Origin of the sequence: Hymenobacter sp. AT01-02, from assembly GCF_000961955.2 — a bacterium.
In the GTDB taxonomy this organism is placed as follows: Bacteria; Bacteroidota; Bacteroidia; order Cytophagales; family Hymenobacteraceae; genus Hymenobacter; species Hymenobacter mucosus.
The window spans coordinates 12,300-24,823 of sequence record NZ_JZIR02000019.1 but is presented as its reverse complement, the minus strand read 5'-3'; the positions used below and the strand labels follow the sequence as shown (position 1 = coordinate 24,823).

Annotated in this window: 16 protein-coding genes and 4 tRNA genes; 3 read left to right on the top strand and 17 right to left on the bottom strand. The window is 49.2% G+C overall.

What is annotated here, in order from left to right; genetic code table 11:
- Positions 1–189: 189 nt before the first annotated feature.
- The 13 genes from rplL to VI25_RS26670 all read right to left on the bottom strand — a co-directional run bounded on the left by rplL (position 190) and on the right by VI25_RS26670 (position 8,113).
- Positions 190–570: a 50S ribosomal protein L7/L12 gene (gene rplL, locus VI25_RS08675; protein ID WP_045688444.1), complete on the bottom strand. Its 381-nt coding sequence runs from the start codon at positions 568–570 to the stop codon at positions 190–192.
- A 67-nt stretch (positions 571–637) separates the two neighbouring features.
- Complete coding sequence (gene rplJ / locus VI25_RS08670) at positions 638–1,192, bottom strand: 50S ribosomal protein L10 (RefSeq protein ID WP_045688443.1); 555 nt, start codon at positions 1,190–1,192, stop codon at positions 638–640.
- Positions 1,193–1,212: 20 nt separating this feature from the next.
- A complete protein-coding gene (gene rplA, locus VI25_RS08665) occupies positions 1,213–1,908 on the bottom strand; it encodes a 50S ribosomal protein L1 (RefSeq protein ID WP_045688442.1) in 696 nt (231 codons plus the stop codon).
- A 20-nt stretch (positions 1,909–1,928) separates the two neighbouring features.
- Positions 1,929–2,372 (bottom strand): 50S ribosomal protein L11, encoded by a 444-nt coding sequence (gene rplK, locus VI25_RS08660; protein ID WP_045688441.1) that lies wholly within the window; start codon positions 2,370–2,372, stop codon positions 1,929–1,931.
- A 116-nt stretch (positions 2,373–2,488) separates the two neighbouring features.
- Complete coding sequence (nusG, locus tag VI25_RS08655; protein ID WP_045688440.1) at positions 2,489–3,055, bottom strand: transcription termination/antitermination protein NusG; 567 nt, start codon at positions 3,053–3,055, stop codon at positions 2,489–2,491.
- 21 nt (positions 3,056–3,076) lie between these two features.
- On the bottom strand, positions 3,077–3,271 hold the full coding sequence (gene secE, locus VI25_RS08650; protein ID WP_045688506.1) for a preprotein translocase subunit SecE: 195 nt from the start codon (positions 3,269–3,271) through the stop codon (positions 3,077–3,079).
- A gap of 59 nt (positions 3,272–3,330) precedes the next feature.
- Positions 3,331–3,404: transfer RNA gene (locus tag VI25_RS08645), tRNA-Trp, on the bottom strand.
- Between the two features lie 128 nt (positions 3,405–3,532).
- The gene (tuf, locus tag VI25_RS08640; RefSeq protein ID WP_045688439.1) at positions 3,533–4,720 is read right to left on the bottom strand and encodes an elongation factor Tu; all 1,188 of its coding nucleotides are present in this window, start codon (positions 4,718–4,720) and stop codon (positions 3,533–3,535) included.
- 168 nt (positions 4,721–4,888) lie between these two features.
- Positions 4,889–4,960: transfer RNA gene (locus VI25_RS08635), tRNA-Thr, on the bottom strand.
- An 87-nt stretch (positions 4,961–5,047) separates the two neighbouring features.
- Positions 5,048–5,120 (bottom strand) — tRNA-Gly (locus VI25_RS08630).
- A 71-nt stretch (positions 5,121–5,191) separates the two neighbouring features.
- Positions 5,192–5,274: transfer RNA gene (locus VI25_RS08625), tRNA-Tyr, on the bottom strand.
- 254 nt (positions 5,275–5,528) lie between these two features.
- Positions 5,529–7,313, bottom strand: a complete 1,785-nt coding sequence (locus tag VI25_RS08620; RefSeq protein WP_052695192.1) for a M1 family aminopeptidase — start codon at positions 7,311–7,313, stop codon at positions 5,529–5,531.
- Entirely contained in the window at positions 7,286–8,113 is an 828-nt protein-coding gene (locus VI25_RS26670; RefSeq protein ID WP_052695191.1) for a hypothetical protein, read from the bottom strand. Before VI25_RS26670 ends, VI25_RS08620 begins: the two co-directional genes overlap by 28 nt.
- Positions 8,114–8,212: 99 nt before the next feature.
- On the opposite strand from VI25_RS26670, the gene VI25_RS08610 reads away from it, so the two are divergent.
- The 3 genes from VI25_RS08610 to frr all read left to right on the top strand — a co-directional run bounded on the left by VI25_RS08610 (position 8,213) and on the right by frr (position 10,274).
- Positions 8,213–8,716, top strand: a complete 504-nt coding sequence (locus tag VI25_RS08610) for a biotin/lipoyl-containing protein (RefSeq protein WP_045688438.1) — start codon at positions 8,213–8,215, stop codon at positions 8,714–8,716.
- Between the two features lie 97 nt (positions 8,717–8,813).
- Entirely contained in the window at positions 8,814–9,599 is a 786-nt protein-coding gene (gene pyrH / locus VI25_RS08605) for a UMP kinase (protein ID WP_045688437.1), read from the top strand.
- Positions 9,600–9,710: 111 nt separating this feature from the next.
- Positions 9,711–10,274, top strand: a complete 564-nt coding sequence (gene frr / locus VI25_RS08600; protein ID WP_045688436.1) for a ribosome recycling factor — start codon at positions 9,711–9,713, stop codon at positions 10,272–10,274.
- A 74-nt stretch (positions 10,275–10,348) separates the two neighbouring features.
- Here frr and nadD read toward each other — a convergent pair whose 3' ends face one another.
- Genes nadD through VI25_RS08580 form a run of 4 tightly spaced genes read right to left on the bottom strand, consistent with a single transcriptional unit; the run spans position 10,349 to position 12,481 of the window.
- Positions 10,349–10,942: a nicotinate (nicotinamide) nucleotide adenylyltransferase gene (gene nadD, locus VI25_RS08595; RefSeq protein WP_045688435.1), complete on the bottom strand. Its 594-nt coding sequence runs from the start codon at positions 10,940–10,942 to the stop codon at positions 10,349–10,351.
- On the bottom strand, positions 10,939–11,523 hold the full coding sequence (gene gmk, locus VI25_RS08590; RefSeq protein WP_045688434.1) for a guanylate kinase: 585 nt from the start codon (positions 11,521–11,523) through the stop codon (positions 10,939–10,941). The genes nadD and gmk overlap by 4 nt, the downstream gene beginning before the upstream one ends.
- A gap of 9 nt (positions 11,524–11,532) precedes the next feature.
- A complete protein-coding gene (locus tag VI25_RS08585; RefSeq protein WP_045688433.1) occupies positions 11,533–11,820 on the bottom strand; it encodes a hypothetical protein in 288 nt (95 codons plus the stop codon).
- Positions 11,821–11,839: 19 nt separating this feature from the next.
- Entirely contained in the window at positions 11,840–12,481 is a 642-nt protein-coding gene (locus tag VI25_RS08580; protein ID WP_045688432.1) for a sigma-70 family RNA polymerase sigma factor, read from the bottom strand.
- Positions 12,482–12,524: the final 43 nt, after the last annotated feature.

The window sequence follows — 12,524 nt, the reverse complement described above, 5'->3', positions numbered from 1 at the left end:
AAAACGAAAGTTTTTGGCGCACGAAAGCGCAAAGCAGAACCTTGCGCTTCTGGCGTCCGTAGGCACGAAAAGCCGCAAAGCGGCGTGCAATCGAACTTCCGACTAGTTTGTTGCCTACAAACAGGAAAAGACCTGGCTTAGTTGCCAGGCCTCTCCTTATTTGCTGGTTTTACGAGCAGGCAGCAGAAATTACTTAACTTCTACTTCAGCGCCAGCTTCTTCCAGTTGCTTCTTCAGCGACTCAGCTTCGTCTTTAGCAACACCTTCTTTCAGGGGCTTAGGAGCACCGTCAACCAGTTCTTTGGCTTCTTTCAGGCCCAGGCCGGTCAGGTCTTTTACCAGCTTCACAACAGCTAGCTTCTGGCCACCAGCAGCCTTCAGGATTACGTCGAACGAGGTCTTCTCCTCAGCGGCTTCAGCAGCACCAGCGCCAGCACCACCAGCTACCATTACGGGAGCAGCAGCAGCAGGCTCAATGCCATACTCGTCTTTCAGGATAGTAGCCAGTTCGTTTACTTCTTTTACCGTCAGGCTAACGAGCTGCTCGGCGAATGCTTTCAAATCTGCCATTTCTGTAGATTGTTAAAAAGGGGGTTGTTGAACTTTGGAAATTGAAAGTGAAAAAGATGAGCAGCGGTTAGCCTGCAACCTCTTCTTTTTCGGAAAGCGTTTTGATAAGACCAGCAAGGATGTTGCCACCGCTCGATAGAGCAGAGATAACGTTCTTGGCTGGCGATTGGAGCAGACCGATAACTTCACCGATAAGCTCGTTTTTGCCTTTGATAGTGCTGAGTGTCTCTAGCTGGTTGGCACCTACATAGATACTAGCGTCTACATAAGCACCTTTCAAGGCAGGCTTAGGCTCAACACCTTTACCATATGCCTGAGCTTTATAGAACTCTTGGAGCAGTTTAGCAGGAGCATTACCTGACTCTTTCGAGAACAGAATGCCTGACTGTCCTTTCAACGCTGCATCCATTTCAGCGGTATCGCCACCAAGGGTGTCGAGAGCTTTACGAATGAACGTATTCTTGTATACTTTGAACTCCATGCCGCGGGTAAAGCACAGGCGACGGAATTCGTTGATTTTCGCCACCGACATTCCCGAAGCATCGGCAATGTAGAACGCGTTGTGCGATTGAAACTTCTCGCTCAACTCGTCGACGAGGGCTTGTTTGTCTTCCCGGATCATATCGTCGTGTTGATTAAAACTTAGGCGGAAGTTACTTGCGTGTCAACTGGAACAGCAGGAGACATTGTGCTCGAAAGCGTGATGCTCTTGATGTAGGTGCCTTTTGCCGAAGAAGGCTTCAAACGCTGGAGCGTCTGGATAACTTCGATGGCATTTTCAGCAAGCTTTTGCTCGTCAAAGGACACTTTACCAACTGAGCAGTGAATGATACCGGTTTTATCAACTTTGAAGTCGATTTTACCAGCTTTCACTTCCTGTACAGCTTTGGCTACATCAGTGGTTACAGTACCAGACTTAGGGTTGGGCATCAGGCCACGAGGACCTAATACACGACCTAAGCGACCAACCTTAGCCATAACAGATGGCATCGTGATGATTACGTCGATATCAGTCCAACCCTTTTCGATTTTCGAGATATAGTCGTCGAGACCAACATAATCAGCACCAGCTGCGGTAGCTTCGGCTTCTTTGTCTGGGGTTACAAGGGCTAGTACACGAACGGTCTTACCGGTGCCGTGAGGCAGTGTAGCCACGCCACGAACCATTTGGTCAGCTTTGCGTGGGTCTACACCCAAGCGAACGTCGATGTCAACTGAAGCGTCAAACTTGGTATAGGTGATATCCTTTACCACTTTAGCAGCTTCCACCAAGGTCCGAATTTCGGTTAGGTCGTGCTTAGCAAGGGCTTCCTTGCGCTTTTTGCTAATTTGTGCCATGTGTCTTCTCCGTTGTTAAATTATTCAGCAAAGGGAGAAGTACCCGAGATGGTGATGCCCATGCTGCGAGCCGTACCAGCTACCTGCTTCATAGCTGACTCAACCTTGAAGGCGTTGAGGTCAGGCATTTTCGTCTCGGCAATGGTACGCACTTGGTCCCATGATACTGACCCTACTTTGTTACGGTTAGGCTCTTTTGAGCCGCTCTGAAGCTTTGCAGCATCCATGAGCAATACCGGAACTGGAGGGGTCTTCACCACGAAGTCAAACGACTTATCGGTGTACATGGTGATGAGTACAGGACAAACTTGGCCGGCCTTATCCTGGGTGCGAGCATTAAACTGCTTGCAAAACTCCATGATGTTAAGGCCTTTGCTACCAAGTGCAGGTCCAACCGGCGGCGCGGGGTTCGCGGCGCCTCCCTTTATCTGAAGCTTCAGATAACCTCTAATTTCCTTGGCCATTTGGTTTGAAGGGCTTCGGACTCTGCATCGTAACACGCAGCGTCCTCAGTTTTTGATTGCTCCTAAGTGGAAGCACCACCGACCCGGAGCGGATAATCGGTGACGTTTTGTATGAGTTACGCTTCCTTCTCGACTTGAGTATAGCTTAGCTCCATAGGAGTGCTACGGCCGAAAATTTTCACGATAACGTTCAGCTTCTTACGCTCCTCAAACACCTCCGACACAGTACCTGACATTCCAGCAAAGCCTCCATCTACGATCTTCACTAGCTCCCCTACTACAAATGGGGTTTCCAGTGTTGCAGTTTGCTCTTCAGCCTCATCCACAATCCCGAGAATGCGGTTTACCTCTGAGATATGCAACGGTACTGGCTTCGTGTTTTGACTAGCTGCCTTACCCTCTTTGTCGCTGAGAAAACCAATTACACCAGGAGTGCTAGTGATAATGTGATCAACCTCACCGTGAGTAAGATCAGCGTGAATGATAATGTAGCCAGGGTACAGATTCCGTTCACGAACGCGCTTCTTACCGTTGCGCATTTCGAAAACTTTTTCTACTGGTATCAGCACCTGTGGTACCAATTCTGATAGGCCATGACGACCAATTTCAGTTTCCAGGTAAGTCTTTGCTTTCTTCTCTTGTCCGCTAACCGAACGGACCACGTACCATTTCAATTCGCCCATTGTTGTCGTATGTTCTACCGATTAACGGAACGAAGTGTAAAATGCTTCCAAGCTCTTGCTAAAGGCAACATCCATCAACCCAACTACGGCTGCAAACAACAAAGAGCCTAGCAATACCAAGCCGGCACTTTTCTGCAATTCTTCAATGGATGGCCACGTTACTTTGTAGCGCATCTCCTCGGACGTCTCGCGGAAATAGTTAGACAATTTGCTCATGATACCGGCACCAGTTAGGTGATTAAGAGGACGGCTGCCGAAGCAGCCGTTATTCTTGGTGGCACGGGCGGAGAGATTCGAACTCCCATCAAAGGTTTTGGAGACCTCTATTCTACCCTTGAACTACGCCCGTGTATGCGTCCCAAGCCTTCAAGGTGCTGGATTGGGACTGCAAATGTAGGAAACTCTTTAAACAAAACAAATCCGCCCCCGAAAAAATCAGAGGCGGATTGTGTTGATTACCTAGAATCTAGGAAAAAATTAGTCGGTGATTTCAGTAACCTGACCAGCACCTACGGTACGGCCACCCTCACGGATAGCGAAACGCAGACCTTTTTCCATAGCTACCGAGTTGATTAGCTCAACCGAGATAGTTACGTTGTCACCAGGCATTACCATTTCCACACCTTCGCCCAGCGAGATGATGCCGGTAACGTCGGTGGTACGGAAATAGAACTGGGGGCGGTAGTTGTTGAAGAACGGAGTGTGACGACCACCTTCCTCTTTCGACAGTACGTACACCTCAGCCTTGAACTTAGTGTGAGGCTTAACGGAACCGGGCTTGCAAATAACCATACCACGACGGATGGCTTCTTTTTCAATACCGCGGAGTAGCAGACCTACGTTGTCACCAGCTTCACCACGGTCAAGGATTTTGCGGAACATCTCAACGCCAGTTACGGTCGACTTGAGGTTCTCAGCACCCATACCGAGGATTTCAACTTGCTCACCCGAGTTGATGATACCACGCTCGATACGGCCGGTTGCTACCGTACCACGACCCGTGATAGAGAACACGTCCTCTACTGGCATCAGGAAGGGCAGGTCAGTCAGACGAGCAGGAATTGGAATGTAGCTGTCAACAGCTGCCATCAGTTCCTCAATCTTGGGAACCCAGTTAGCATCGCCGTTCAGGCCACCCAGAGCAGAACCCTGAATAACTGGAATGTTGTCGCCGTCGAAGTCGTAGAACGAGAGCAGTTCACGGATTTCCATTTCTACAAGCTCAAGCAGCTCGGGGTCATCCACCATGTCCACTTTGTTCATGAACACTACCAGCTGAGGTACACCTACCTGACGAGCGAGCAGGATGTGCTCACGAGTCTGGGGCATTGGGCCGTCGGTAGCAGCTACCACAAGGATAGCACCGTCCATCTGAGCAGCACCCGTTACCATGTTCTTCACGTAGTCAGCGTGACCAGGGCAGTCAACGTGAGCGTAGTGACGGTTTTCGGTAGCGTATTCTACGTGAGCGGTATTGATGGTGATACCACGCTCTTTTTCTTCGGGAGCATTGTCAATCGAAGAGAAGTCGCGCTTGGCAGCCAGACCTTTGTTAGCCAGAACCGTGGTGATGGCAGCAGTAAGGGTGGTTTTGCCGTGGTCCACGTGACCAATCGTGCCGATGTTTACGTGCGGCTTGGACCGGTCAAAATTTTCTTTAGCCATTGTAAAGAGATTAAGAGGAATTTTGAGGTAAAGAGGGGGAAACGCGACTAGACTATACAGTAAGAAAGCGAAACACAGCTCCGTTTAGTCGGGACTGCACGTCGCTTCACTTTGCTGACAGTTTCCAAACGGTGCAGTCGCGCTGCCCCGTTGGTACTCGTAATTCTGAGCCATTTATGGGATTTGAACCCATGACCTCTTCCTTACCAAGGAAGTGCTCTACCACTGAGCTAAAACGGCTTATTTGATGTGGCAAAGGTACGACAGGAGAAGAACATTTGCCACTTGGGCGATTACTCTATTTCTCGTTGCCAGACTTAAGCATCGAGCGGGAGACGAGGTTCGAACCCGCGACCTGCAGCTTGGAAGGCTGCCGCTCTACCAACTGAGCTACTCCCGCGTACGGTAAACTAGTAAAACAATGAACCATGAATTACTTCAAAGGCTCATCGTTTTACTATTTCACTACTGTGGGGGGAGAAGGATTCGAACCTTCGAAGTCGTAAGACAACGGAGTTACAGTCCGTCCCATTTGGCCGCTCTGGAATCCCCCCAATTATTACCTCTGACGCCGATTGCGAAGAGTATTCCCATCTACTTCCCGAAGACTAAGTGTCGGTGGTGTGTCGATTGGAGTTGCAAAATTAGAGGCTTTCTGACGTAAGTCAAGACCTCAGCGAAAAAGGTTTTGTTTTTTTTCTTCCTACCCTAATTCAGCCGCTGCTCATTAGGGCGACAACCACTTGACTATCTAGGATAAGCGTGCGAATTGATTCGAAAGGCCACAACTAAAAAAAATTTCTGTTGTCTATTGAATGAGGCTGTATATCGAGGTTAACCGTTGGTCTTTTTCCTTGGTCCGTATATCTCGGAGGGTGGTTTTTAAAGCAGGCATACTACTCGATAACTCGTTCAAGCCCTTGTACGCACCTAGTCGTACGTAATATATGGGGTGAGTTCTAGCTAGTGTTTCGAGACGTGCAATACCTTTCTCGCGCTCAATGGGAGGCATACGCTGCATAAGCACGCCGAAGTTCTCTAGCAGTGTATATAACACCTCGGCGGGGGCATCTTGACTGCGTCGTAAAAACCATTGGTAGTGGTCAGCCGTCCCATTCAATCCATAGTAATTCGCTAAAGCGGTAAGCAGAGAGGCATTTCGCGTTTCTTGTAGCCCATTAATTTGCTCACGAGTGCCTATTGTTGGCGCTTTAGCTAAGGCATCTACTGCGGCTCCCACTACTAGGTAAGAACTGTCTTTAAGCGCCGCTGAGTACACGCTGCTGAAATCCTCATTTGCAAATGAAGATAGAGTAGTAATAGCAGTGGCGCGTACTCGATTATCCTTTTCATTGATAGCTACTCGTTCTAGATCCTTGCGAACTGCAGAACCTTCGGGACCCTTGTAACGACGTAACCCTGCAGCCGCGACTTGCCGAACCGCCCAGAAGTTGTCGTTTAATGCACTGCGCAATACAGCGCTAACAACCAGATCACCAGACTTACTACGTAAGCCCTCAATAGCTTCGTATTTCTGTAAATAGTTACGGGCGTGATTAAACTGGAAGATAAGCTCATCTTGCGTGCGTTGCTCATCGAGCTCGGCTAGCAGAATACCTTCGCTATCAAACTTCACTAGGCTAGGACGCTGCGCTATGGGCAAGCGAAACGTCTGATTGGCTTTGGTGACGATAATCCGATGATCAGTAGCCTGGTTTCCAGACCACGTGGTAACCGTGACTGGCAAACGGTAAACTGGCTGAAATAAGGTATCCTGCGCTTGCTGCACCCGGAGCGCAACTTGACCGTTTTCGTAGCTGTGAGTAATACGCAGTTCAGGGTGTCCCCGCTGCATAAACCACTGGTCAAAGAACCACATCAGATCCTCCCCTGTCGTTTCCTCAAATGCTATCCGCAGCTTGGCAATTTCGGTGGAGGCAAACTTGTTTTGAGTGAGGTAGCGGTTGAGGGCCACGAAAAACGCTTCATCGCCCACGTACTTGCGTAGCATATGCAAAACTCGTCCTCCTTTGTCGTAGGAGTGTCGGTCGAACATGTCTTCCCGGTTTAAGTATTGATACCGGATCAACGGCTCACGCTTCGTTTGAGCCTCTTGCAAGTAGTTGTTCAGCTTTGTTTGCTGGACAAATGCAGCGGCATCAGCACCGTATTTATACTCGGCCCACAGCAGTTCAGAATAGTCGGCGAAGGATTCGTTTAAAGGCAAATTCGACCATGATTCTGTAGTGACATAGTCGCCAAACCACTGATGGAAAAGCTCATGCGTAATGACTGCTTCCGACTCGTAGCCTATATCTGGCAGTTCCCGGTTTGAGAACTGCACTAGCTGCTGTTGGATAGTAGTAGCGGTGGTATTCTCCATAGCCCCCGACACAAAGTCGTGTACAGCCACCTGGCTGTATTTCTCCCACGGAAACTCTACGCCAAGTTTTTTAGAATAAAATTCCAGCATCTCGGGGGTGTTGCCAAAAACTTGCTTGGCCGTGTGCTGGAACTCTGGGTCAACGTAGTACTCAATTGGCTTGCCACGCCACGTATCCGTAATTACAGAGAAAGTGCCAACGGCAAGCATCGTAAGGTACGGCGCAGCGGTAGGCTCTGCTTCCATACATCGGTACGGGTGCCATCTGGATTTCGCTTGGTGGAAATAAGCAAGCCATTGGAAAGAGTTTTTAACCCGTTTTCCACTGTAATGCTGATTTCCTGCGTCATGCGCTGGTTAGGCTTATCAATGGTTGGAAACCAGCAGGAACTTCCTTCTGTCTCTCCCTGGGTCCAGACCTGACGTGGCCTACCTTTCTCCGTGCCCAAAGGATTAATAAAGTAAAGCCCTTTATCATCGGTAATAGCCTCACTACCACCGCCTTTAGGTAGCTCGTTTGGTTTTGCTGTATACTGCACTCGTACCTGGTACTGCTCAGTACGCGTGTAAGATCGGTCGAGGGTAATTGTAAGCTTTTTCTTGTCGTAGCTGAATTTAAGGTCTTTACCCTTCTTACCATTAGCTACCATTTCCACACTCCTCACGTCGAAGCCTTTGGCATCGAGCACTAATTGAGTTTGTGGGTAGAAGTGAGGGCGCACGGTGAGGAGCGCGCTACCTAGTAACCACTGCTTGGCCCAATCAAACCGCACATCCAGCTTCGTATCAAGCAAATCATGTACAATAGTAGCTGCTGGCTGAACGGGAGCTGTAGGGGGCAACCAGTTGGGTACAGGAGCGGGTGCTGGCAGAGTTGTTGTAGCAGCTTCAGCAGGAGCTGATACTTTCTTGCGAGTTGCAGCAGGTTTGGCTGGCTTTACTGCCTGAGCCGGTGCCACCATGTGGCAAGTCAGAAGTAGGCCAATAATGCCAAGAACCGGGTATTTCATGCTGAAAGGCAATAGGGGGAATGAAGGGTCAAGTTCCGAATTTATTTCAGATTTGACCTATCTTTATGCCCATTTCCGCCCCACTCTCGCCCTCCTCACATGCTACAAGTACGCACCAGCCCCGATCAACTCTGGGACATCGATTACACTTCTGGAGGACCTATTACTGTGAATGGGCAACCATTTACTTGGGACCTAATTCCTCTTGGAAACGGGCGTTACCATTTGCTACATGAGGGCCGGTCTTATTCTGCGGAGCTAGTTTCTGCTGACTATGCTACTAAAGCGTTTGTACTGCAGCTTAACGGACAGCGCCTAGAGCTGCAAGCTAAAGACCGCTTCGATTTGCTTCTTGATAAGCTGGGTATGAGCAATGCGGTAGTCAGCAAAGTAAATGAGCTGAAAGCACCAATGCCAGGTCTGATTGTCGCTATTCGGGTTGAACCTGGACAAAGCGTACAGAAGGGCGACCCGTTGCTAGTGCTGGAGGCCATGAAAATGGAGAACATTCTGAAAGCACCTGGCGACGGTACCGTGACGGGCATCAAAGTTGGCTTGCGCGACAACGTGAATAAGGGCCAAGTGTTGATTCAGTTCAGCTAACCCACTTTTCGCGTACGTATCCTTCTGCTCTCTATTTCTAGTAGCTTGCCTACTCTCACCAAGTATAAACGCGTCTTACGCTTAACCCCCCTGTACTTTGAAATACAACAGAATCCTGCTGAAACTAAGCGGCGAGGCCCTAATGGGTCAGCAACAGTACGGCATTGATGCCGAGCGCCTGATGCAATACGCTGAAGAAATCAAAGCTGTAGCTGCGACGGGCACGCAGGTTGCCGTCGTTATTGGGGGCGGCAACATTTTCCGTGGTGTGCAGGCCGAAGCTTTTGGCCTAGACCGCGTACAGGGCGACTACATGGGCATGTTGGCAACTGTAATTAACTCCATGGCGCTGCAAAGCGCACTAGAAAAGTTGGGCATTCCTACCCGGTTGCTTTCTGGTGTTACAATTCAGCGCGTATGTGAGCCGTACATCCGACGCCGGGCATTACGTCACTTGGAGAAAGGACGAGTAGTTATTTTCGGAGCAGGCATTGGCTCTCCTTACTTCACTACCGACTCTGCTGCTTCACTACGCGCTATCGAGATTGAAGCAGACGTAGTGCTGAAGGGTACGCGGGTAGATGGCATCTACACTGCCGATCCAGAAAAAGACCCAACGGCTGTTCGCTACTCCGAAATCACGTTCGACGAGGTAATGGAGAAGAACCTCAACGTAATGGACATGACAGCCTTTACCCTGTGCAAGGAAAACAACCTTCCTATCATCGTATTTGATATGAATAAGGAAGGCAACTTGCAACGTCTTATCGAGGGAGAAACAGTAGGTACTCGCGTAAGTATGCTCGGTTCTACCACTAGCGCTACGCTTGATGCTAAGCATAGCAGCTTACAGCCTACTACCGAGCATCCTCTAACTAACTAAATCACCTGATCAGGAGGTAGAAGGAGCGTCAAGCAGAATACATTGCACAACGCTAATCAACAGCTTCCCTTCTGCTTACAGATCTTATCTCTAATTCTTTCCTTTCACACAATGGACGAAGAAATAAAGTTTTACCTGGACGAGGCCGAAGAGTCAATGGGAAAAGCCCTGCAACACACGGGCGTAGAGATGACACGAATTCGGGCAGGTAAGGCATCACCAGCTATGCTCGACTCACTGCGAGTTGACTATTATGGTACCCCCACCCCTATTGGTCAGGTGGCCAACGTTGCAGCTCCCGATGCTCGTACGTTGTTCATTAAGCCATGGGAGAAAAACATGATCAGCGAAATTGCTAAGGCCATTAAGAATAGTGACCTAGGCCTTAATCCTCAGTCAGATGCTGAAGGGGTACGCTTGAACATTCCAGCTATGACAGAAGAACGTCGGCGGGAGCTGGTAAAGCAGGCCAAAAACGAATCAGAAAGCGGCAAAGTGCGCATTCGCGGCATTCGCAAGGATGTGAATGATGCCCTTCGCAAACTGCTTAAAGAAGGCGCTTCTGAAGATGCTATCAAAGATGCTGAAGCGAAAGTGCAAAAGGCAACAGATAGCTACATCAGCCGTGTTGATGACTTGCTAAGCAAGAAGGAATCAGAAATTATGACCATCTGATTTGTAGCCTACTTAACTAAAAAAGCCCCCTTGCTTGCATAGTCAGGCGAGGGGGCTTTTTAGTTAATGTATACTTAGTGCCAGTAGTCAGCTTGCAGAATGCGAGCTTCAACAGTTTCAGGCACTAAATAGCGGATAGACTTGCCAGCGCGCACACAATCACGAATAAACGTGGCTGAAATGTCTAACAAAGGAGCTTCTACAACTTTCACTCCCGGGCGCCTATACACATCTGTGGCAGCTACGTCCGGCCTTGGATATACGTACACTTCGTGTTCAGCCAGAATACGCTCAGCTTCCTTCCACTTAGGTAGACCGGGAAGGTTGTCTTCGCCCATCAGTAATACAAAATGATGCGCTGGATGCTGGCGCCGCAACTCATCAAGCGTATCGATTGTGTAACTAGGCTTAGGCATCCGAAACTCTATATCGAGTGCTCGTAGCTGCGCATTTCCCTCAATAGCTAGCCGCACAAGCTCATAGCGATGTTCCTCAGCTAAGAGCTCATGCCCTACTTTGAAGGGACTCTGCGGCGATACAACTAGCCATACTGCGTCTAAATCAGTATGAGTAGCCATGAAGTTAGCCAAGATTAGGTGTCCTGTATGGATCGGGTTGAATGAACCAAACAGTAAACCTACTTTGACGGCATTAGACGGCGTACTCACACAACGGCTGGCTCGGGGGCAATAAAGTCACGTACTAGTTTTTCAGCCTGGTCAATGGCCTTGTCTAAATCATCGTTGACAATAGTCACATCAAAGCGGTCTTCGAAGGTAAGCTCGAAGTTTGCCTTATAGATGCGTGCTGAAATACTAGCGGCGGAATCAGTTGCTCGGTTACGTAGGCGTTGCTCTAGGACTTCTAGCGAAGGTGGCTTTACAAAAATGGCTAGTGCCCGCTCTTTGTAAAACTCCTTTATACTAAGGCCTCCTTTAACGTCAACGTCGAGAACAGCATGTTCACCACCTTCCCAGATGCGCTCAATTTCAGATTTGAGCGTACCATAAAACGCACCTTCGTATACTTCTTCCCACTCCACAAAGGCATCTTGGCGGATTTTCTCCTGAAATTCCTGAACGGAGATGAAGTAGTAGTCCTTACCATTAGCTTCTGTGCGCCCACGCTTATCACGTGTACACGCTGATATCGAGAAACTTAGCTCCGGTATGCGCTCAAGCAACCGGTGGACAATAGTGGTTTTACCAGCTCCCGAGGGAGCCGAGAAAGCGATGATTTTACCCTGCATGGGGTAAAATTAGGCCATTTCTGCCTTAACGCGAGCAAGAATTGTGTTTGACAGCGAAGAAGGCACACCCTTACGGCCTACATGCTGCGACAAAAAGTCAACAAATAGACGCTGCTTGTCAATGCTATCGAAGCAAGGAGAGCAATCTTCGGCGTGGTTTACGAAGTAATCTTCGTCTTCTGCCGTGGGCTCCTGCCCAACAATGATTTGATCAAGGATTGTATTCACACGTTCACAGTCGGGTCCGGACGTGGCGGCCTCGCTCTGGTTGGTTTGCTTTGTAGAGGTAGCTTTCATAATGGGGGTTGGCAGTGAGTTATTCATTTTCGTCTAACGCTAGGTCATCGTCGCCATTCTCTGAGCCATAGCCCATTGATTTGGCGTATTTTTCCAATTTGTCCTTCAAGAAATTACGTGCCCGGTGCAAGCGAGAGCGCACCGTCCCGATAGGGATATCCAGCACTTTTGCCATTTCCTCATACGTGAAACCTTCCAGGTCGCAGAGGATAATAACCGTGCGGAAATCCACCGGCAGCGAGTTCAAAGCGCTGGCCACTTCGTCGCCGATGAGGTCGCGCACGGCCTGCTGCCGCATATCGGTTGATGTGCTGCCGGCGTCGCCGTCGGCCTCTACATCTTCCGAGTTGTAGTACCCTTCGATTTCGCTGTAGTCAACCTTAGCTGGCTGCTTACTTTTCTTGCGGAAATCGTTGATGAACGAATTTTTCAGGATGCGAAACAGCCACGCTTTGGCGTTTGTTCCCGGCTCGAAGTACTCAAAGAAGCGATATGCTTTCAGATAAGTTTCCTGTACTAAGTCATTTGCGTCATCTTCATCAAGCGTAAGCCGGAAGGCGAAGTTGTACAGTGGATCGAGCACAGGCATGAGTTCGGCCTGGAAACGCCGATCTTTTTCTTCTTTGCTCAGTTTCGGAACCCGTTCGGGAGAGTCGCTCATGGACGGAAAAAATTGCGGCTGAATAATAAAAGAATACCGCTGA

Coding starts and splice junctions, on each gene's coding strand:
- frr (WP_045688436.1), top strand. CDS start 9,711: ATGGACGAAGAAATAAAGTTTTACCTGGACGAGGCCGAAGAGTCAATG.
- VI25_RS08610 (WP_045688438.1), top strand. CDS start 8,213: ATGCTACAAGTACGCACCAGCCCCGATCAACTCTGGGACATCGATTAC.
- secE (WP_045688506.1), bottom strand. CDS start 3,271: ATGAGCAAATTGTCTAACTATTTCCGCGAGACGTCCGAGGAGATGCGC.
- gmk (WP_045688434.1), bottom strand. CDS start 11,523: ATGCAGGGTAAAATCATCGCTTTCTCGGCTCCCTCGGGAGCTGGTAAA.
- rplJ (WP_045688443.1), bottom strand. CDS start 1,192: ATGATCCGGGAAGACAAACAAGCCCTCGTCGACGAGTTGAGCGAGAAG.
- VI25_RS08585 (WP_045688433.1), bottom strand. CDS start 11,820: ATGAAAGCTACCTCTACAAAGCAAACCAACCAGAGCGAGGCCGCCACG.
- VI25_RS08620 (WP_052695192.1), bottom strand. CDS start 7,313: ATGCTTGCCGTTGGCACTTTCTCTGTAATTACGGATACGTGGCGTGGC.
- tuf (WP_045688439.1), bottom strand. CDS start 4,720: ATGGCTAAAGAAAATTTTGACCGGTCCAAGCCGCACGTAAACATCGGC.
- VI25_RS08580 (WP_045688432.1), bottom strand. CDS start 12,481: ATGAGCGACTCTCCCGAACGGGTTCCGAAACTGAGCAAAGAAGAAAAA.
- rplL (WP_045688444.1), bottom strand. CDS start 570: ATGGCAGATTTGAAAGCATTCGCCGAGCAGCTCGTTAGCCTGACGGTA.
- VI25_RS26670 (WP_052695191.1), bottom strand. CDS start 8,113: ATGAAATACCCGGTTCTTGGCATTATTGGCCTACTTCTGACTTGCCAC.
- rplK (WP_045688441.1), bottom strand. CDS start 2,372: ATGGCCAAGGAAATTAGAGGTTATCTGAAGCTTCAGATAAAGGGAGGC.
- rplA (WP_045688442.1), bottom strand. CDS start 1,908: ATGGCACAAATTAGCAAAAAGCGCAAGGAAGCCCTTGCTAAGCACGAC.
- nusG (WP_045688440.1), bottom strand. CDS start 3,055: ATGGGCGAATTGAAATGGTACGTGGTCCGTTCGGTTAGCGGACAAGAG.